This is a genomic window from Neobacillus phoenicis (assembly GCF_047302305.1).
Classification (GTDB): Bacteria; Bacillota; Bacilli; order Bacillales; family Cytobacillaceae; genus Neobacillus.
Genome location: NZ_CP154847.1, coordinates 2,724,938 through 2,744,466, shown reverse-complemented (window position 1 = coordinate 2,744,466; position 19,529 = coordinate 2,724,938). Strand labels below are relative to the sequence as shown.

Here is a 19,529-nt window from a genome sequence, read left to right as displayed (position 1 = left end):
AAAGATGCGTAATTACTTGCGTAGTAAATCACTTGCCTGGTTAAATGAAGAACTTAACCGTGTCTTACCCGAAAAATTACGTGAAGATACACGGAAATTTTTTTCAAATAGTAATGTCTGAAAACAAACAAACCTCTCATGTAATTGCTTTTTTAAGAGCAATTTATGAGAGGTTTGTAACGTTGAATGAATACGTATGTTTCTGCCATCCCGATTTATTGATAGGGATTGGTATTTAGTAAGGTCGCAACATCTACTATTTCAAATCCCCTTCTTTTTAGTTCTTTTATAATCATCGGAACTGTTTTGGCCGTTTCTGTTTTGTCATCATCGCTGTGCATCAGGATGATATCCCCGTTCCGTACGTTATCAAAAATGTTCTTTTGGATATGTGCCTGTTCTTTTTGGGACCAATCTAAGGTATCTAGAGACCAAATAATCACTTTATAGTGCTGTTCTTTGGCAATATTGATAACCTTTGCATCGGTATCTCCATACGGTGGTCGTAAAAGAGCAGGTGACTTTCCGAGAATTTTACGAATAGCCTCGGATGATTGGTTTAAATCTTGTCTGATGTCTTCTGCACTTTCTTTCGTTAATTCATGATGGAGATAGCTATGACTCCCAATTACATTTCCATTATCAAATGCGGATTTCACGATATCTGGATTTTGCTGAACCTTCTGTCCAATGAAGAAAAAGGTGCCTTTCACGTTCTCTTGTTTTAATGCAGCAATAATTTTAGGAGTATTGATTCGATCTGGCCCGTCATCAAAGGTCAACGCCACCCTCTTTTTATTTGGTCCATTGACAAAGACATCATAAGGGTAATTTTTAGGGAAAGTGAGTATCGATTGGCGCCATTTCTGCATACTATCCCAAGCCGAAGCGGAAAGATTTTTGGAAGTTCCTTTTATAGAAAGAATATAGCTCTCAGATATAGTAGGAGGTTCAACCTGGCTATATACTGAAATATGGTCCACTTTATTTGTGGCAGTAGGAATAATCCATTTTAATTGATAAAGCTTATTTAGGTTATAGATATAGATTTTATCACTTTGAATAGAAGTGGTACTTGTTGGGTTTCCCATCACTTTTTTTATATCAGCTAGAGTCAAGTTTTGAATAGAAGGGTCATTGGAACGTACATCATAAATCTGACCCTCACGAGTATAGCCAAATACACCAAACTTTTTAGAATAGGTTGCGTAATACCCGTTCCCGACTTGGTCTACCTTATCAGGCTCACCCCAGTCTTTTTTCACTTCTGTAATCGTTGATTGATGGGCAGCAAAAGGATTATTCATCACATGACCGGTGGAAGCTAAAGAAACAATCTGCTGAACGATCACCTTGGTTTGTGGCTGATGAGTACTTTGACTTCCCTTATTTTCGTCTAAATTGGGATTATCATGCTTTACATTGGCCGGAGATTGATTGGACTTATGACTTGTATGCTTGATATCCTCGTGGTGTCGACAACCAATTAACAGACAAAAACACAAGAAAATCATTGAAGATATTTTCATCTCGTTCCCCCTTGTTTTACAAGACCACCGTACAGTCTTTGTTCTAATTCCGGGTTATCGTAAATTTCTATCTTCGAATCAATGAGAATAAGGTCTTTCTTCAAGTCCTCAATCTGTTTAATGACTTTCCTGCGATGATCGGTGAGCATTTCTTTCCTTTCATTAATCGTTTGCATCCCCCCTGCACACCAGTCTGCATACTTTTTCATTTCTTTGATGGGCATTCCAGTATTTTTTAGACGGCAAATCATGGCAATCCAGTTAAGATCTTCTTCTTTAAAGATTCGGTTGCCAGTTTTGTCCCTCATAATAAACGGCATTAGCCCCTCTTTATCATAGTAACGTAACGTGTGGATGGACAGGCCAAATTTCTTGGAGACCTCATTAATTGTATAACTCATACTTTTATCCTCCATTTTTATCCTAGAGTTACCTCGAGGGTTATAACCATTATGAACTTCAATTAGTAAGTTATCAATTGGCTAGAAATTCTAATGGAGGCTGTCTTACATATATGAATCCCAAACAGAATTTTATATTTTTCTATTTCCCTCTTGTCCTAGAGTTTACTCGAGGGTCTATACTCGCTATTAACCACAATTCATCAATTCATCAATTACCAAGTGGTAGACACAATGATAAGAGGAGGAGAAGAATTATGAATTCAACTCAAAAAATAGCACTTATAGGATGAGGTAGCCCAGGATTAGGAAAAAATGCGGCCATAACGTTGTCCCGAAAAGGAATCGACGTTATCATCACGTATCATAGAAGGAAGGAAGACGCAGAAGCAGTTGTTCAAGAAATTAAAAATAATGGACAAAAATCAGTTGCGATACAGCTAGATACAGGTGTTGTATCTTCCTTTGAAGATTTTCCTCTCGACTTTCTGACGTACTAAAAGAAAACTGGAATCGAGAACAATTTGACTTTTTAATCAATAATGCAGGTTTTGGGATACACACTTCAATCAACGAAACAACAGAGGAACAATTCGATCGATTAATGAATGTACAGTTTAAAGGTGTATTTATCCTCACCCAAAAACTGTTTCCGATGATTGCTAACAATGGAAGGATTATTAATACTTCCACTGGCTTGACTCGTTTTGTCATTGAGGGCTTTGGAGTCTACGCAGCCATGAAGGGTGCGATTGAAACCTTGACAAAATACATGACCAAAGAATGGGGAACAAGAGGTATTCGGGTTAACTTGGTAGCCCCGGGAGCCATTACTACAGATTTCGGTGGTGGTACAGTAAGGGACAATCCTCAAATGAATAAATCTGTTGCCGCAAATACTGCTTTAGGTGGGTTCGGTGAAGCAGACCTATCGGAGGAGTTGTCGCGTCCTTGTACACGGAAGAAATGGGCTGGATAAATGGGATTAGTCTTGAAGTATCAGGTGGACAAAACCTGTAATTTGACTATCACGCAAAACTCGTCAGTGCATCCTATTGCTCTTTTTATAGTAGTTAATTTAACTGCATTTTTCCAATTAGTAAGAATGTAATTATTAGGATTTATATTTGGTCTAATTTTCTATCGTCTTTTTCTTGACAAGGTTAAGCTTCCTCTACTAGCCTGCCCGTAGCTTAATAAGAAGTTGTGTTGTAAAAATAAATAACCCTTCTCAATCGAGAGGGAACTTTATTATGAATAACAACTCTTAAATAGATTAGATTATCGGGTACCACCTGTTAAATGCGCGTCGAACATATCAATGATTTCTAAGAACCTATCAGCTTCCTGGAAAACATGATCAGCTAAGAGAGGATGTATAATGCTCTTTATTTTACATTGCTCAATTAAATGACGGGCTTTCAACCGTTATCATTGCTTCATTTTTATCAATTTCTTCAATTTCACTCACTCTTACAACGGTTCTTGAACTATAAAAGTCTTTAAAAAATAACAACCAAGCTAGGAACACTGCCACTATTACAATTGATAAATAGATGGACATAAAAAACAATTCTTGCTTTATATGATTATTCACCTTCTCCCCCATTGATAGAAGTCTAACATTCACTTTCACTAATAGTTATTCTATTTTCTAATTAAAGTATCCTGCCCGTTAGTGGAACAAGAAAAGAGTCGCCACAGCGACTCTTTATTAAACTCTCGCATTCGTTAGTTAACAAAACATACTTATGTCTATAACTTTAATAAAGGTGCAACCAGTTAAGGTCGCACTTCATGGTGAAAGCGAAGTATTTTAACTCTAATTAAATTATAATGTACAATAATTAAGTTTGAGATTGAGACTAAATGTATTAATTAGAAATATCCCCTGAATAATTACCAATATTTTTGTCATTCTAAATAAGAGAAAATAAATAATGAAGGAGCCTTTTGTATGAACGTAAATGAGTTCGGCTTTCTTTGGTATCTACAATCAAGTTCGAATATGGTTAATATTTTTTTAAAAAATCTAATTGACACTGCTGAAGATAAAGATTTGAGAAGTGTTCTAGATGAAATCAATTCATTATCTACATTTCAAGAAAGAGAGGCTACAAAGATATTAAATGACAGCGGTTATAATGAAACGCCATTTTTCAGTGAAGTTGATTTATATAACTCCTCAGTAAAGCTTTTTACCGATCAATTAATCATTGAAATTCTTAAGCATATTACCGGAAATGGGATGCGGGTCCTCGCTTCTCAATATTCAGAACTAGTGGATATGAATGTAAAGAAATTCTTTAGTGAAATCCTTACTAAGATTATTCAAATTGATGAATCTCTTTTAGGTTTATTAAAAGAAAAGAACTTGTTACAAAACAGTCCATTTTTATACATGAAAGCACATGAAAGAGAGAGTAAACTGTTTAAGGTTGTATCTACACAATTGAGACCACTTAATGCGGTAGAATTGGGACATATGTACAGTGCACTTCAATGCAATAATGTTGGTGTTGCTTTATGCGCTGCTTTTGCTGATGTTGTAAAAGATGAAGAGTCAAAGCAATTATTTATTGATGGCAAGAAAATAGCATTTCATCAAGCTGCTACTTTATCGGATATTTTCAGGGAAAACGGAATTAGTACTACAACTGGACTAGAGAGCTTCGTTCATAGGGTCCCTGAATCTCCATTTTCAGATAAGTTAATGACGAACCTAATAATGTTTTTAAATCCAATTGGAATAATAAATTTACAAAGCGCTGCTGTATCCAGTTATAAGAAGAATCATATCAAAATACTAAGTGAATTAATGGAACAGGTCCAAAGTTTTTCAGAAAAAGGGTTTAAATTATTGGTTAAAAAAGGTTGGTTAAATGAACCACCAGTATCTAGTAGGTCAATTAAATAATTATATACTGAATCCAATAGTGTAAATAATAAAAAAGAAGAATTTTATGGAAAAATTAACCTATTCTATAGAGAAAAGTTATAAATTTTTCTAAGATAAACTTACACATTGTGAGGATATAGATTTTAAATTCTAAACCTTCGAAATATTAGAGGGAAGCAATTTATTTTTATGTATTGTGAAATTATTTTTGACGAAACATTATTATACGAATCCTTGCTTGAAAAAGTTGTCAAAAATTATCCTCACGGAAACGATGTTATCGATATCACAATATTAGAAAATGTGTTTCCCACAGCATCATTTTTTTTCAGATAAAATTGAGGATATATTGTCGTACTTACTATACGGTTTTTGTATCATCGTAATTCGTAACAAGAATAAAGCAGGAATAATCTGTTACTCTATTAAGACTTTTAGGCAAGTGGGAGAACCACAATCTGAAGTGGTTATAAGTGGCCCATAGAGGGTCTATTGAATTTATAAAAACGAATGTTGCCATGATTCGCAGTAGGCCACCCAGTACCAACTTGAAAATACACTTTAAAAAAATCCAATCTGAATCAAAGACTACTACTGTGATAATCTACATGGAAAATAAAGTTCCAAAAGATAAGTTGCAAAAAATTATTGATCGCATTAATAGTATAAAACGTTTAATCGTACCTGAGTCATGAGTATTTTCTAAGATATTGGAATAACAATCAATCCGCCTACAATTATCCATGGAATTATTAACAACCTCAAAGGTTATCCACCACTGTGTCTTAAAAAGTATATTCTCGGACCAATAAGAAAATAGTTGTTTATACAAACCAAATAGTTTCTCATAAATCTGCTCTATGTTCGTATTTTTATACACCTCAGAAAAGCCACCAAATTTAGCAGCCTGATTTTCGATAATTTTAGCTATGAATTTTGCAGCATTGACAAAAATGGTCAACACTTCAGTCTGAAAAATGGATATATATCATCCATCATAAACTTCTCTTTTTTTCTCTTCTTCCTCGAATAATTCGTCAGTATCTTTTTCTATTTGAATATTGTTGGAGCGGAGAAAATTTATAATTTCGTGCTCGTTATTAAATTGCTGAACAATACCTACCATGGTTGGATATTTATTAATATGCTCTTCATAACATGATTGAAAGTCTTTGCCCACAACGAGGATTTCCTTTTTATGGACACCAATTTCATTATCTTCTATAAATGAAATAATAAATTCTTTCATAATTTCCTCCTTAAAAACAAATTTTTTATCAGGAAAATTTGGAAATACAATAGCGCTTAGAAAAAAGCCTATTATTCATTTATATCTAATCCAGATAAATTTAAAGAAAGTTCATCTAATACTAAAAATACACAACCGAAAACAGTTCTATAATCGATAAAGTCCACTTTAACTTCAACATTTATCTCAATAATATTCCTTTTATTATGTATGTATTTTTCTTCAAATTGATTAAAATTAATACTTGTAACAGATACACGAATGTCCTCTTAGGATTTTTTTAGCTCTCTTTCAAATATTGAATTAATAAAGTTTTCCCTGAAGAAAATACGAATAGTGAATTTCATTTCAAATCCCACTTTTTACTTATGATTTGCCAAATCTCTCTTACTCAACCTTTTTTCGAATAGCTTGTGATCTTTTATTCCATTTATTCAACTAAACCGAATCGTAGCGAATTAAAAAAAGCGATCCTCTAAGTATCGCTCATTTTACATTATTGCACCCGTTTGTGACCAAAATGAGTTTTTTCTTTCAACTTCTGTCCACTGTATACTTTGAATTAGTCTGTACTAACAATGTAAAGAGATCTTCAATGAGAAAAATACTACGGTTTTTCTTTCTGTTTTCGTTTTTCTCGTTCTTCCATTTAGGAATAGTTGGAATCCATTTTGTCTTCCATTAAACTGCACCGTTACAAATAAATGGCCTTGCTTTTTTTTGGAAGCAAAGTATCAAATGTTTAAGTACTTCACACCCTTCTTTTTGTTTCTTAGCCTGTGTTAACGGTACCGCTCTTCTTTAAATGGATTTGCTGTCATCGAATAGCCAAGCTCTTCCCAAAAACCAGCCTTGTCTTCTTTCATAAACTCAATCCCTGAAACCCACTTTGTGCCTTTCCATAGATAAAATACTTCTGGTGGAATATACCGTAGTGGATAACCGTGTTTTTGATCAATATCATGCCAATCAGTATTTTTATCCTTCCAACGGTATACAAACAAAGAATCGTCCCCTAATAAAGGCTCCAGCGGCAGGTTTGCAGAATAACCAAATCTGTCCCCATTGTAGTAACCGTAAATTTTAATGTATTTTACACCTTCATTAATTTCAACAAATTTCAATAACTCTTTAAGTGCAATTCCTTCAAAAGTTGTATCAAATTTAGTCCAGGTGGTAACACAATGCATGTTAACGGTTGATATGGTCTTTGGAAGCTCCATGATTTTCTTATAGGTTAAGGACTTTTCTTCCTTCACCTCACCAAAAAGCCTGAAATTCCAAGTGATTTCATTAAACTCGGGAACATCCCCTTTATGCAATATTGGCCATTTTTCTGTTTCGAATTGGCCAGGTGGAAGCTGCTTTTTCATCATACACCATCCCCTTTTTCATCTTAAACGTTAATTAAATCACAGTGCTTAGTATAGTATGCTTCAAAATAATGAAAGCAAATCGAAGCCAAATCCATTATTGGGGGTTTACCAAAAATTTGGAACCATTATATTCCCATAAATTTATTATTCAACTATCCTGCTCCATTAGTTCAACAAGAAAAAGGACCGCCGCAGCGATCATCAACTTTAACTATCGCCACGTTAGTCAAAAGATTATTAACCTGTTCAACGATTAATATAGTTTTTTCTTGGAATCACTATTTTTATGTTTAGTTTTTAGTCAATTCCTAACTAATAAAAGCATTTTTATTTTTTTAAGATGGCTTTATTTCACTTATCGGAACCATCGTTATCAACCAGATCAGAAAATTCTTCTAACACTTTAAGATAATAGAACATAATTAAAAGTTTTGCATTAACCCATTCAGGAATTTCCGGATTAATAAAATAAGAAAAAATTGCAAGGCAACCATCCAATCTTTCACCATCTGAAGGGTAATCACTCGTTGCTTCATCTGGATTATTAGAAAATATTTATTAACTGATAGTACAAGAAAGCACATGCTGATCAGCGCAAGAAAAAAATGATTGTAATAGTTATTTATTTTCTTTTTCATGGTTTTTTGCTCCATTTTATCTGTGTTATTCGGTATTAGTATTAATAACTTTTTTCAACTTATGCTTTTAGGGAGCATAAATTTTGGCAACCCACTTTTTGAATAAATTCTGATATAGTAGTTTATAGAGAAGAAAGGAAAGGATTTTGACAACCATGAAATGTTTATCAATAGATTTAGATGGTACATTATTAAATTCCAAGCATGAAATAACTGAAGAGAATGTGAAAGCATTAACCGAATTGCAAGAACGAGGTCATTGCGTAATCTTAAATACGGGCCGTGCTTACGCAGATGTGATTAAATTACCTGCAGTACAAAATATGGAGGTTCCTATCTTTTGTATCAATGGTTCGGTTTTATATTCTGCATCGAGAGAAGTAATGTATGAAGCAATTCTTCCTGTTTCCATCTATCAAGAAATATTTACGATCTTAAAGGGGCTAGAGGTAGGAATTCTCGTTTATACCAATTATGGTGGTTTTCCGTCTACCTTGCCTCCTTTACATGGAAAAAGTAAAGAAGAACTAAATATACTTTTTCAAGAATTCAATTATGATGAAATTTTGGAAAAGGAGCAATTAAAAATCTATAAAGTAATTGCTTTGGTTCATCCTGAGCAACAAGAACGTGTAGACGAAATTAAAACTGCATTAGCTGGCAAATTTCCAATATCCATGGCATCATCTTTTCCAAATAATGTTGAGATTACCTCAAATGAAGCACATAAAGGAAAGGCATTATTACGTTACCAACAGATGATGAACCTCTCGTTTGAAGATATTATTGCATTTGGTGATGGCGGCAACGATTTGGCACAGTTTGAGGTGGCAAACACATCTGTAGCAATGGGAAATGCCCCTTTCCATGTTCAACAAAAAGCCGATTTCGTTACAAAGACTAATGATGAAGATGGTTTTGCATATGCTGTACGTCATCTATTACAATTAATACACACTGATAAAGAAGAATTGGTATTTTAATATGTATAAAAAATACAAGCTGCCTATAAGGTGGCTTGTATTTAAATATGGAAATATTAGTTTACATAATAATGTTATGAAAAACTTAATGGTTAAATGGGTGCTCCTATTCCTTACATAATTTAGTCTAGTCTGGCCTCTTCCATCGAAATTCTAGTTAAGGCTGACCAGTCTTGATTCTCTCGGCCCTTTGCTACAGAAGCAAGGAGACGATTATGTACTAAGTTAGCAAGTGGCATCGGGGTTTTTGATGCGTTTGCTTCATCCAGGACAAGATTACAATCTTTTAGACCAAGTGATAGTTGAAAACCAGCGGGTTCAAACCTTTTCTTAGCAATCATCTGACCGTATCCTTGATAGACTGTACAGTTAAATAAGGTAGACGCATATACCTCTGCAGCTAGCTCTCGATCAATTCCATTTTTCTCTGCTAAATTAAAGGACTCTGCCATCGCCTCCATGGCAGCCATAATCATAAAGTTTCCACCCAGCTTTATCACATTGGCAGTACCCGGTTCTTCACCAATATCAAAAATCCGCTGCCCTAGAGCTTCTTGCACTGGCTTGACACGCTCTTTAGCTTCATTTGGACCAGATGAGAGGATATTTAGTTTTTGAGCTGTTGCTGCCTCGGGTCGACCAAAAACAGGGGATGCTACGTAATAACTGCCATGCTGTTGATGAGATGCTGCTAGTTTCTTTGATGTCTCAGGAGATACGGTGCTCATTGATAAGTGAATACCACCAGCACCTAACTTTTCAGCAAATCCATCAGGTCCCAAGACAATCTCCTCCAGTGCCTGGTCGTTCGACACCATGGTGATCACGATTCCACCAGTGGTAACTGCATCAACTATTTTATTCACCTGCTGAGCCCCTGCTTCCACTACAGCAACTGCTTTACTAGGTGTACGGTTATACACCTTTACCGTATATCCTGCTTTTAAAAGATTCAATACCATTGGTTGTCCCATATTACCAAGACCGATAAAGCCTACTTCTTTTGTCATCTTAAGTGCCTCCTTTAAAATATATCTTTACAACCCATGATATAAAATGTTATTTCCCACTGCAAATGTTAGGTATAACAAAAAAAGACCAAAATGGTCTATTTTAGTTGGTATTAAAATAAATGTGGGATATTTATCAATGCAGGAATGAGCAGCGCAGCCCAGATAAGGGTAATGAATGCGGCAAAAATCATCGCTAAGGATGAAAACGTTGCTTCCTGTTCACCGTACTCTAACGCTTTATTAGTCCCAGCTCCATGTGCCCCCATACCTAAAGCTAACCCTTTGGCAATTGGGGTTTTGATTGAAAGATATTTAAGAACCATCGGACCGACAACACCGCCAATTACACCGGTTAAAATGACAAAAACAGTCGTCAAGGTTGGCAATCCACCAATTTCTTTAGACACCTCAATCGCAATAGGAGTCGTGATAGACCTTGGAAGGATGGAAGTAACAAAATCATAATTTAAGTGAATTAATTTTGACAGTCCTAAGGTTGAAAAAATTGCAACGAGCGTACCTGATGTAATACTAATGATAATAGTACCAATATACTTTTTAATAATCGATAAATTTTTGTAAATGGGTACCGCAAAGGCAACTGTTGCCGGACCTAATAGATGGGTTAGCCACTTTGATGCCTCCAAGTATTGGGTAGCCGAAACATGAGTTATAGATATTAGAACTATTAGTAAAATAGGTGCCAGTAGTAACGGATGAAAAAACGGAAGAGTTATATTTGTATAGGTTTTTTTTGCAAACCGATAGATTAGATACGTTATAACCGTAAATAATATCGTCATCAATGCTGCTCACCCCTTTTTCGAACCGATATTTTTTCAGCAATAACTGCAGTCATTCCCATAACTATCGCTGTACTAATGGCAATTAAAACAACAATTTCCGCACCTTGAAGGCTAATAATTTCATCATAATTTACTATTCCAACTGCGGATGGAATAAAAAATAACAGCAACTCAGCCATCAGCCAACTAGCCCCTTTTTCCACCCATTCCAGTTTAATAATTTTGAAATAAAGCGCTAGAAAAAGCAGAGCTAATCCGAACATAGAAGCGGGAATTGGAAGAGGAATCAATTCCTTCAGTGCCACTCCAAGAAATAAGAAAACATGTAAAATTAAAACTTGTATCACTATTACTCCTAGTTTCATTGTGTATTTCCTTTCTAAATAAGAAAAAGAGAGCAATTAGACTCCCTTTTGTTCCTTGAATTAACTATTAGTAATAGTACAGCGATATTTACCATTCGTAAAATACATATATAGAATGTTTTTCATAACTCAAAGTTATAATGGTTCTTTTAGAATGAAATCAATAAAGGTTCTCCCCGCGTTAGAAATGTAGCGGTCCTTTTTTGTAATAACAGCTAGTCTCCACATTATATCGTCCTGAAGTTTGATTACCTTTAAATCCGAATTAAAAGCCCGGTTGCAAATCGATTGTGGAAGGATGGTAATACCTAGGTTTGCTGCAACCATCTCCGTCATCAGGTCCCATTGAGAACTCTTGAATAAAATTTTAGGTTCAAAGCCAGCAGCAATGAAATGGTTTCTCATTATTTGATTTAAAGCAAATTCCTCATGATAAAAAATAAATTCTTCGTCCTTTAATTCCTTTAACTCCACTTCTTCACGATCTGATAAGCGATGATCTTTGTAAACCACTAGCCTCATCTCTTCCTCTACGATGGGATAAACCGAAAATTGCTGTTCATCTATCGGTAATACAGCAACACCCAATTCAAACTCACCTTCTTCCACACTTTTTACGACTCTTGCACCACCATACTCTGTAATATTTAATTCTATATTCGGAAAGGCATGATGAAATTTGGCCATGACCCTTGGAAAAAACAAGCTTCCAATAAAAGGCGGTAATCCAATGTTAATTTGACCTCTTGATAAATTCGTCATATCAATTAAAGTGGTCTTCATTTCATCTACTAACACGGTCATTCTTATAGCATATTCGAGGACAACTTTCCCCGCATCTGTAAGGTCGCTTGTCTTGTTGGTCCGAATGATTAATGTCATTCCCAGCTCATCCTCTAGAGCCATTATTGACTTGCTTAAGGCTGGCTGAGAAATATGCATATTCTCCGCTGCTTTTGTAATGCTTTTATGTTTTGCAACCTCAATAAATAATCTTAACTGCCGTAATTCCAATGAAAACACCTCGATTTTCAGTAACAAATTTTTATAAGGCTGTGCTAACCTTGGAAGTTGACTTCCGCTCCAGGCACTTCGCTTTCCGCGGGCGTGCCGGGGAGCCTCCTCGTCGCTGCGCTCCTGCGGGGTCTCCCCTGCCCCGTACTCCCGCAGGAGTCTTCGCGCCTTCCGCTCCAATCAACATTATCTATAAAATCAACAGTAACTTTCAACATAGCCTATTATAAAAAAGAATTTAAATAAACAAAACATCTCCCTTATTGTAGGGAGATGTATGAATACTTACAAAACGCTCTCTGTTTTATTTTTAACACGGACTGCAGTAACTTTCTGCAACCGTACAAACAATGATGTAATAATAATCGCAGCCAAAACAGGAAGCAACCAACCAAGTCCATCCTTGTATAGAGGTAACACTCGCTCATAAAACGAAACGATCGGAGCCAGCCAGTCAAAATAATCTATTTCTAACAAACTGCATAAGGTTTTAAATCCATCAATGATGCTTATGCAAAATGTGACAGCAATAGCAGTAACATATACCATTTGCGAATGGTTATATAGCTTTGATACAAAGGCCAGCAACATTAAAGCAATTGCAAGTGGATAGAGAAACATTAACACAGGAATGGAGAATGTAATAATGTTTGATAATCCAAAATTTGCTATAATTAACGAAACCAAGGAGAAGAACACAACCCACATTTTATAACTGAATCTAGGCATTAAAGTATGAAAGTATTCACCACAAGCTGTCATAAGCCCGATACTGGTTGTGAGACAAGCTAGTATGATTATTATGGATAACATAATCGTTCCGAACGAACCAAAAAAATATGATGCTGCCTTTCCAAGGACAGGTCCCCCTGTATCAAATAGGCCGAACGCTTCCGTACTTGTTGCCCCTAGGTAGGCAATACCAACATAGATGATTCCAAGAAAAAATGTTGCGACAATTCCTGATTTAGCTGATGCTAAAAGGATACCACGGGATGAGGTTATACCCATGGAACGAATCGCGTTAATGACAATAATGCCAAATACAAGCGAAGCGAGTGCATCCATTGTATTATAGCCTTCCATCAAACCTTTCATAAATGCGCCGTTTGTATAAGATGCCTGTGGTGCTTCAATCGTACCTACTGGTTTTACTATAATCATGAACAGTAACACAAAAATAAGGATGATAATGCCAGGAGATAATATTTTCCCCACATTATCGACTATTTTTGCAGGGTTTAGAGAAAACCAAAGAGTGACTACAAAAAATAATAGGGTAAATATAATCAGCCCAGCATGACCATTGTTTTCATTCACAAGAGGTGCAATTCCAATATCAAACGCAACGGCTCCCGTTCTAGGAGCTGCAAAAAATGGACCTATGGTTAGATATAGAAGAGATGTAAAGACCACTCCAAAGACGGGATGAATACGGCTAGCAAGCTCCTGTAAATTCTTACTTCCCGAAACACCCATTGCCAAGATTCCGAGGAACGGTAAGCCAATCCCCGTTATTAAAAATCCTCCAACCGCCAGCCAAATGTTTGATCCTGCTTTTTGACCAAGCGATGCTGGAAAAATTAAATTTCCTGCGCCGAAAAACAAGGCAAACAACATCACACCAATGATGAAATACCTTGAAAAACTTAATTTATTTTGCATAAAAAAATGCTCCCACCTTAGAATTCCAATACTCATATTAATAGATTAGTAATTTCAAATATTATTCCGTGAATAATATTACTATTCAAACACTCGAAATTCAACCTATTTTAATGATTTATTTGATAATTACAAAATGACAAAAGTTTACTATTTTTTTAAGAATTAGCTATTATTCGTTAAACTGGTGAAAATTTAACTAATGAATAAAAGTTATTTTAAAAAAATAATTCATAAAGGCTAATCCCTCTACTGTTTTGGGACTAACCTTTACTACTCCTGATCCAAAGGAGATTTTAAATGATCATTATATAGATCAATAAAAAGAGAACTATTTGATGAAATAACTGCGTATTGAATATCTTTTAGTTGCAGGTTTCGAGATTGCAACTCCTGATTGAGCCAAGCGCTTGAGTATTGTGCGGTAAGGTTTTTCTCAACTACCTTTCCGTCCATGACCATTTCTATAGGGAGATGGATATCTACACTAGTATTGGTTGTAACAATTTCATTTTTTGTTACACTTTGATAGTTTGTTTTTTTTAGAACAGATAACTTACCACTAACTTCTAATAAAGCAAACTCCACTTCAATTAAATCAAAAATCCCTTGTTCTCTTAGCTGCTGGTTTAAATCATCAAGCGTATACCGTATTTTTTTCATGTTACCGTCTAACAGCTTGCCATTCTCAATAACGACGGTCGGCTCCCCTGAAAGCCACAACCGAAAACGTCTATTTTTATTAGATATAAGTGAACTAATTAAATACATGAAAATAAGTGCAATAAAAGAAGCAACCATTGGGGTGAATTTTAAATTTGTATCAAATCCCATATTTGCAATAAATGAACCCAGCGTTACAGATAATGCAAAATTATAGTGATTGTTATGAGAATTTACTTGTTTTCCAATCCATATCGAAACTGTCAATAATATTAAAAATGAAAAACACGTTCGGAGTACGGCAATAATTAAAGTCTCCACTTGATTCATCCTCTTTTTTTATCTATAAACTCTCTTTGTAATATGAACCAATTAAGAAATGAATATTAATTATTTCTATGATAATTATTTTTATTGGTATGCTTAGTAATAAGAGAAAAATCTTAACAGGAAAAGGCCTCGATCCTATCACTAGGAAAGAGGCCCTCTGTTATTTCTTATTAATGGTAAAATTGATTGTTTTAGTCGCTTTTGAAATTGCACCGCCATCATTTTTAAAGATTGTTGCCTTATTATTCTCTGATGGTTCGATATGAATGCTTAACTTGTTCTCACCAGCACTTAGTTTAATTGAATGGGAAAAAGTCATATCACTATTGATGGTTACTGGATCTCCATTAATTGTTAGGACACCATCCTTAATGGCATTTCCTTGTAAAGTAATACTATCAGTTGATACCGTCTGCCCGTCTGTATGGGATGTAACCACCACCGGAAGGTCAATCCAGCGAATGATTCTATCTTGAACCACCATTTGGTTACCGCCTTGGTTAGTCACGACTACTGAAAGGTCAGTTCCTTGTGCTCCATAGCCATAATAACTGGCATCGTCGTCGGTTTGGTTTGCTGCAGTATGGTCCGGTAACCCTTCTTGATCCCACGTACCATTTTTCACATATTTGTAAGTAAGAACTTCTCCTTCTTGTGCTTCCACCGTATATTCATAATCATTCGTAACTGCTCCGGCACGAGTCATCTGCCATGCACCTGTATTCCACCCGTTTTTGCTTCCCGGCATAGTAATGTAAATACCTTGCGGAGTATAGGCTGGTGCATTTACTTTAAAGGTTACTTTTACTGTAACTAGCTCAGGCGTGATAGTAACAGTGTTGGATTTCACCATATTTCCTGCCTTATCATATATCCGAACTTCGTACGTATACATTTTTCCGTTGGTCACATTAATATCCCTAAAGGTGTTTTTTGATAGATCCAATAACTGATCGATTATTTCACCATCACGAACAATTGCTACCATATATGGGTCAATTGCCCCCTCCACCTTCCAGGAAAGATTGACCTGACCAGATTCCTGCTGCGGCTGTTCAAGAATTACCTTATCTGCGGGGGCAGTAGTATCGTCACCTTTGGTAAAGCTAACTGACTTTGTTTCGCTTGTCACCCAACTGCGACCTAAATCATTTGAGAATGCAAAACGATACTCATAAGTTCCCACATTAAATGGAAGGAAGCTTGAACTAAATACATTTGATGTTTCCTGCTGATTTACGTATGCAGCCTTAATTGGGGCCCACTTTTCACTTCCTGGCTGTTTAACTTCAAGCTTCGCTTGCAAGCCTTCCATTTGTTCTAACTCAGTTTCACCTTTTACAAAAATATTGGCAGTAACAGTTTCAGGCTTGGAGAGATCAATAATTCCTGGTTCAAGAGCTGTCACATGATCAATCTTATAATTATCAAAAGTTAGCGATACATGTGGAATAACAGCGTCCTTAGTCTCTACCTTTTTGGATCCATTTCCGTTTTTATCAAGCGCTACAACAGCAAAATAATATTTTCGGCCATTGTCTAAACCGTCAATTGATACTGTACTATTAGTAGTTTCTTTTACTTTTTGATAAAAAGCTCCAGAAATTGTTGTTTGGTAAATGGCATACTTTTTCGCATCGCCTTCCCATTTAAGCGTTGCAGAATGACTTCCTTCTTTAACACTTAAGTTTGTCACCACAGCTGGACGTTTTAAGTTCTGTCCCTTATTGGATACAAGCATCCGTCCGCTCATGGCAGGTATTGTCACACTCAACTTTCCATCTTTAGTTACAGTTGTATATTTTTTATCTAATTGATCTTTAAACTGAATACCATTAATCAATAAATCTTCTATATTCAATTCAACCGTTTTATCTTCTTTACCACGATTAGTTAGCACTACAGCAAAATTCTTTTTATCTGAACGAGAAAAAGCAAGCACATCACCCTTAGCATAAAGATGATTTAAATCTCCATAACTAAATAAATCATGATAGTCATTTCTTACTTTACCAATTGTTTGATAATGTTTGATTAAATCTTTGTTTTCATTACCCCATGGATAGGTCCTGCGGTCATCAGGGTCTTTTGAACCAGTAACACCAGCTTCATCGCCATAGTAAATAGTTGGTGCACCAGCATAACCCATTTGTAGGATAGCAGCGAGCTTTAAGCGTTTAATTCCTAGTTCAGGATTATAGTTCTTATCAAACTCAGCTCTTTCATATGAGTCTGTCCCATTACCTAAAACAAACGCTGCACGTGCTGTATCATGTGAGCCCATTAAGTTCATAAGGGAATAAAATGCTTCTTTTGGGTAGTCCTCATAGACAGCATTGAGCTGATTTTCGGCACCTTCAGTATTTCCGGACTTTAAGTAATCAATCATCGCACCACGGAAACGATAGTTCATGACTGAATCATATAGGTCACCGAGAAAATACTCTGAAGCGTCATCCCAAATTTCGCCTAGGATTAATGGGTCATCTTTTTTTCCTGTTTTAAGTTCTTTACGGAACTCACGCCAAAACTCAGGATCTACTTCGTTTGCCACGTCTAAACGCCAACCGGAAGAACCGTTGTTAATCCATGACTTTGCCACTGAGTCTTTATCATACATAATGTAATTTGCAAAGGACTTATTATTTAACTCTGATGGATAATCTACCGCTTCACCAGGCACTGATTTAATTTCTGGAAGGGAATCATAGCCCCACCAGCACTGGTATTTATAAACACCGTCAACTTTTTCATTTTGAATGTTAAACCAATTTTCAAAGCCGTATGGGCTAAACGTTTGTCCATCATCGATAAATTTATCTCTTACTTGCTTTTTTGCATCAGCTTCTGATACTCCTTTATTAACGAGATCATAGATAGCTGACCAGTACTCATAAGCACCAACCGTTGGATATTTACTATATCGGTCAAAATAAATGGAATCGTCCCCAACATGGTTAAATACACCATCTAAAATTAAGTGCATTTTCCGTTTCTTTAATTCTTTTGTAAAGGCTTTAAATTCTTCAGGTGTACCAAACATCGGGTCAACGTTCTTGTAGTCGGCCGCATCATATTTATGATTCGATGCTGCTTCTGCAATCGGATTTAAATAAAGAGTGTTTACTCCTAATGACTGGATATAATCCAATTTCTTTTGAATTCCAGCAATATCTCCACCGAAGAAATCATTAGAAAATATGGCATCTCCTTCATATCCTTCTGTCCCTTCTAGACGAGGATTATCAGGTAAATCATTCCAAGCCTGTTGCTCTATTGGTTCAGGACCACGAGCATTTTTCTTAGCACCATCATTCTTTTTGTTCCCATTGTTAAATCGATCAGGGAAAATTTGATAAACTACCGCTTCCTTCATCCAATCCGGTGTTTTATAGGAAGGATCATATACAGTTAACTGGAATAAAGATGCATTTGAATCCGTCGCCGTTCCTTTTCCACCTTCTTGAACGTCTTCTCCGTACTCCTTCTGTCCTTCTCCATCACGAGCAATAAACTTATAACCATAAACACCCTTAACCTCTGGTTTAACATCTGCTTCCCAAAACTCGACCTCTGTACCTTTTTGGTCCATCCAACCGGCATACTCCATATCCACAGTAACCGTATTACCAGTATTATAGTTTTTTAGCTGGACCTTTGTCCCAGTTAAGTCTCCTTTTTTTGCCTGAAGACGGAGTTTGACTGTATCTCCTGCTTTTACTGCACCAAATGGTGATCGGAAAGCAGAATCCCATGTGTTGTGAAAAAGCTTGTCCCCTTGGACACTGCCATCAGGTAAACCTGGATCATAATCGGTATATACTTGGTTTGTATCATGATTGTAAAAGAACGTAACCGTTTCATCTTTTAGGACATTTAACACAAAGTTATTATCTGGATATGCAGGCGCATCCCAGTTGTTCCCTAGTACAACCTTAAATTCATGCTTACCCTTTGGAACTTGAGCTGTATATGTGTATACATTGTCATGGTCATCATCTTGTAAAATAGCAGTTGACTCAGCTGGTTGCCACTCTCCACCTGCATTAAGTTCTGGCTGTATATCGCCTACTATTCTAGGTTTTTGATCATCCGGCAATTCAATCGGTATCGTTACACGATGGTTGCTATCATCATAGAGGAACGTAACCTTCTGTTCCTTATCTAGAGAAAGCTTGTAGTTATCTCCCCCAGGAATTCCATTCACTCCATAGTTTTCATCCCATGAACCATTTATGGCAATTTTATATTCATAGCTTCCTGCGGGCAGTGTACCTGTTAACAAGTACTTCCCATTCTCTTGCAGCGTCATTTGTGTCGCAGGATCTTCTGGGTTCCATTCCACTGAACCGCCCAGTTCATCTTGTAGGTTACCGACAAGTGTTATTACTCTTCCGTCAGCCTTTGTAGGCAACGGATGAAAAAAAGCAGTACCTGCAATCGTTTGCACAATTAACGCTAAAAGTGCTAAATAACTGATTAACTTCCGTGATCTACCTTTCATGCTTTTTCCTCCCCAAAATATGATAAAATAAGGCAAACGTTTGCACAAAACGGAATAGAAAACGCTTACTTAATGGTATTATCTCATCTCCAAC

General features: G+C 36.1%; 18 protein-coding genes and 1 pseudogene. 5 read left to right on the top strand and 14 right to left on the bottom strand.

The genetic code is table 11. The features are described from left to right. Nucleotides 1-215 precede the first annotated feature (215 nt). Nucleotides 216-1,529 (bottom strand): polysaccharide deacetylase family protein, encoded by a 1,314-nt coding sequence (locus AA0X95_RS14250; protein WP_413298859.1) that lies wholly within the window; start codon nucleotides 1,527-1,529, stop codon nucleotides 216-218. Next, nucleotides 1,526-1,930, bottom strand: coding sequence for a MerR family transcriptional regulator (locus AA0X95_RS14245; protein WP_413298857.1), 405 nt, complete (start codon nucleotides 1,928-1,930; stop codon nucleotides 1,526-1,528). Before AA0X95_RS14245 ends, AA0X95_RS14250 begins: the two co-directional genes overlap by 4 nt. Nucleotides 1,931-2,259: 329 nt before the next feature. Between AA0X95_RS14245 and AA0X95_RS14240 the strand changes: the two genes are divergently transcribed. Further along, nucleotides 2,260-2,430, top strand: coding sequence for a hypothetical protein (locus tag AA0X95_RS14240; protein WP_413298855.1), 171 nt, complete (start codon nucleotides 2,260-2,262; stop codon nucleotides 2,428-2,430). A gap of 35 nt (nucleotides 2,431-2,465) precedes the next feature. Beyond that, entirely contained in the window at nucleotides 2,466-2,909 is a 444-nt protein-coding gene (locus AA0X95_RS14235) for an SDR family NAD(P)-dependent oxidoreductase (protein ID WP_413310041.1), read from the top strand. A gap of 302 nt (nucleotides 2,910-3,211) precedes the next feature. On the opposite strand, the pseudogene AA0X95_RS14230 reads toward AA0X95_RS14235, so the two are convergent. Next, nucleotides 3,212-3,349: pseudogene (locus AA0X95_RS14230) on the bottom strand (DUF2935 domain-containing protein); the annotation flags it as partial. After that, nucleotides 3,333-3,527 carry a hypothetical protein gene (locus AA0X95_RS14225; RefSeq protein ID WP_413298853.1) on the bottom strand — a complete coding sequence of 65 codons (195 nt, stop codon included), beginning with the start codon at nucleotides 3,525-3,527 and terminating at the stop codon, nucleotides 3,333-3,335. The pseudogene AA0X95_RS14230 and the gene AA0X95_RS14225, both read right to left, overlap by 17 nt. Nucleotides 3,528-3,887: 360 nt before the next feature. Between AA0X95_RS14225 and AA0X95_RS14220 the strand changes: the two genes are divergently transcribed. Next, nucleotides 3,888-4,847 (top strand): DUF3231 family protein, encoded by a 960-nt coding sequence (locus AA0X95_RS14220; RefSeq protein WP_413298851.1) that lies wholly within the window; start codon nucleotides 3,888-3,890, stop codon nucleotides 4,845-4,847. A gap of 455 nt (nucleotides 4,848-5,302) precedes the next feature. Continuing rightward, on the top strand, nucleotides 5,303-5,524 hold the full coding sequence (locus AA0X95_RS14215; protein WP_413298849.1) for a spore germination protein: 222 nt from the start codon (nucleotides 5,303-5,305) through the stop codon (nucleotides 5,522-5,524). 293 nt (nucleotides 5,525-5,817) lie between these two features. Here AA0X95_RS14215 and AA0X95_RS14210 read toward each other — a convergent pair whose 3' ends face one another. From AA0X95_RS14210 to AA0X95_RS14200, 3 genes are all read right to left on the bottom strand, one after another. Further along, the gene (locus AA0X95_RS14210; RefSeq protein ID WP_413298847.1) at nucleotides 5,818-6,078 is read right to left on the bottom strand and encodes a hypothetical protein; all 261 of its coding nucleotides are present in this window, start codon (nucleotides 6,076-6,078) and stop codon (nucleotides 5,818-5,820) included. Between the two features lie 782 nt (nucleotides 6,079-6,860). Beyond that, the gene (locus AA0X95_RS14205; RefSeq protein WP_413310039.1) at nucleotides 6,861-7,451 is read right to left on the bottom strand and encodes a molybdopterin-dependent oxidoreductase; all 591 of its coding nucleotides are present in this window, start codon (nucleotides 7,449-7,451) and stop codon (nucleotides 6,861-6,863) included. Nucleotides 7,452-7,876: 425 nt separating this feature from the next. Beyond that, nucleotides 7,877-8,092: a hypothetical protein gene (locus tag AA0X95_RS14200; RefSeq protein ID WP_413298845.1), complete on the bottom strand. Its 216-nt coding sequence runs from the start codon at nucleotides 8,090-8,092 to the stop codon at nucleotides 7,877-7,879. 155 nt (nucleotides 8,093-8,247) lie between these two features. Between AA0X95_RS14200 and AA0X95_RS14195 the strand changes: the two genes are divergently transcribed. Then, nucleotides 8,248-9,075 (top strand): HAD family hydrolase, encoded by an 828-nt coding sequence (locus AA0X95_RS14195; RefSeq protein WP_413298843.1) that lies wholly within the window; start codon nucleotides 8,248-8,250, stop codon nucleotides 9,073-9,075. 122 nt (nucleotides 9,076-9,197) lie between these two features. On the opposite strand, the gene AA0X95_RS14190 is transcribed toward AA0X95_RS14195, so the two are convergent. The 7 genes from AA0X95_RS14190 to AA0X95_RS14160 all read right to left on the bottom strand — a co-directional run bounded on the left by AA0X95_RS14190 (nucleotide 9,198) and on the right by AA0X95_RS14160 (nucleotide 19,435). Then, nucleotides 9,198-10,085: an NAD(P)-dependent oxidoreductase gene (locus AA0X95_RS14190; protein ID WP_413298841.1), complete on the bottom strand. Its 888-nt coding sequence runs from the start codon at nucleotides 10,083-10,085 to the stop codon at nucleotides 9,198-9,200. A gap of 113 nt (nucleotides 10,086-10,198) precedes the next feature. After that, a complete protein-coding gene (locus tag AA0X95_RS14185; RefSeq protein ID WP_413310037.1) occupies nucleotides 10,199-10,891 on the bottom strand; it encodes an LrgB family protein in 693 nt (230 codons plus the stop codon). Beyond that, complete coding sequence (locus AA0X95_RS14180; RefSeq protein ID WP_413298839.1) at nucleotides 10,891-11,241, bottom strand: CidA/LrgA family protein; 351 nt, start codon at nucleotides 11,239-11,241, stop codon at nucleotides 10,891-10,893. Before AA0X95_RS14180 ends, AA0X95_RS14185 begins: the two co-directional genes overlap by 1 nt. A 153-nt stretch (nucleotides 11,242-11,394) precedes the next feature. Continuing rightward, complete coding sequence (locus tag AA0X95_RS14175; RefSeq protein WP_413298837.1) at nucleotides 11,395-12,273, bottom strand: LysR family transcriptional regulator; 879 nt, start codon at nucleotides 12,271-12,273, stop codon at nucleotides 11,395-11,397. A 285-nt stretch (nucleotides 12,274-12,558) separates the two neighbouring features. Then, nucleotides 12,559-13,938, bottom strand: a complete 1,380-nt coding sequence (gene brnQ / locus AA0X95_RS14170; RefSeq protein ID WP_413298835.1) for a branched-chain amino acid transport system II carrier protein — start codon at nucleotides 13,936-13,938, stop codon at nucleotides 12,559-12,561. A 273-nt stretch (nucleotides 13,939-14,211) separates the two neighbouring features. Continuing rightward, nucleotides 14,212-14,931, bottom strand: coding sequence for a DUF421 domain-containing protein (locus AA0X95_RS14165; protein ID WP_413298833.1), 720 nt, complete (start codon nucleotides 14,929-14,931; stop codon nucleotides 14,212-14,214). A 160-nt stretch (nucleotides 14,932-15,091) separates the two neighbouring features. Then, complete coding sequence (locus AA0X95_RS14160; protein ID WP_413298831.1) at nucleotides 15,092-19,435, bottom strand: alpha-amylase family glycosyl hydrolase; 4,344 nt, start codon at nucleotides 19,433-19,435, stop codon at nucleotides 15,092-15,094. Between the last annotated feature and the right edge of the window lie 94 nt (nucleotides 19,436-19,529).

What these genes read in the sequence shown, in the direction of transcription:
- AA0X95_RS14165 (WP_413298833.1), bottom strand. Translation starts at nt 14,931, where the DNA reads ATGAATCAAGTGGAGACTTTAATTATTGCCGTACTCCGAACGTGTTTT.
- AA0X95_RS14190 (WP_413298841.1), bottom strand. Translation starts at nt 10,085, where the DNA reads ATGACAAAAGAAGTAGGCTTTATCGGTCTTGGTAATATGGGACAACCA.
- AA0X95_RS14205 (WP_413310039.1), bottom strand. Translation starts at nt 7,451, where the DNA reads ATGAAAAAGCAGCTTCCACCTGGCCAATTCGAAACAGAAAAATGGCCA.
- AA0X95_RS14195 (WP_413298843.1), top strand. Translation starts at nt 8,248, where the DNA reads ATGAAATGTTTATCAATAGATTTAGATGGTACATTATTAAATTCCAAG.
- AA0X95_RS14250 (WP_413298859.1), bottom strand. Translation starts at nt 1,529, where the DNA reads ATGAAAATATCTTCAATGATTTTCTTGTGTTTTTGTCTGTTAATTGGT.
- AA0X95_RS14185 (WP_413310037.1), bottom strand. Translation starts at nt 10,891, where the DNA reads ATGACGATATTATTTACGGTTATAACGTATCTAATCTATCGGTTTGCA.
- AA0X95_RS14245 (WP_413298857.1), bottom strand. Translation starts at nt 1,930, where the DNA reads ATGAGTTATACAATTAATGAGGTCTCCAAGAAATTTGGCCTGTCCATC.
- brnQ (WP_413298835.1), bottom strand. Translation starts at nt 13,938, where the DNA reads ATGCAAAATAAATTAAGTTTTTCAAGGTATTTCATCATTGGTGTGATG.
- AA0X95_RS14210 (WP_413298847.1), bottom strand. Translation starts at nt 6,078, where the DNA reads ATGAAAGAATTTATTATTTCATTTATAGAAGATAATGAAATTGGTGTC.
- AA0X95_RS14220 (WP_413298851.1), top strand. Translation starts at nt 3,888, where the DNA reads ATGAACGTAAATGAGTTCGGCTTTCTTTGGTATCTACAATCAAGTTCG.
- AA0X95_RS14200 (WP_413298845.1), bottom strand. Translation starts at nt 8,092, where the DNA reads ATGAAAAAGAAAATAAATAACTATTACAATCATTTTTTTCTTGCGCTG.
- AA0X95_RS14160 (WP_413298831.1), bottom strand. Translation starts at nt 19,435, where the DNA reads ATGAAAGGTAGATCACGGAAGTTAATCAGTTATTTAGCACTTTTAGCG.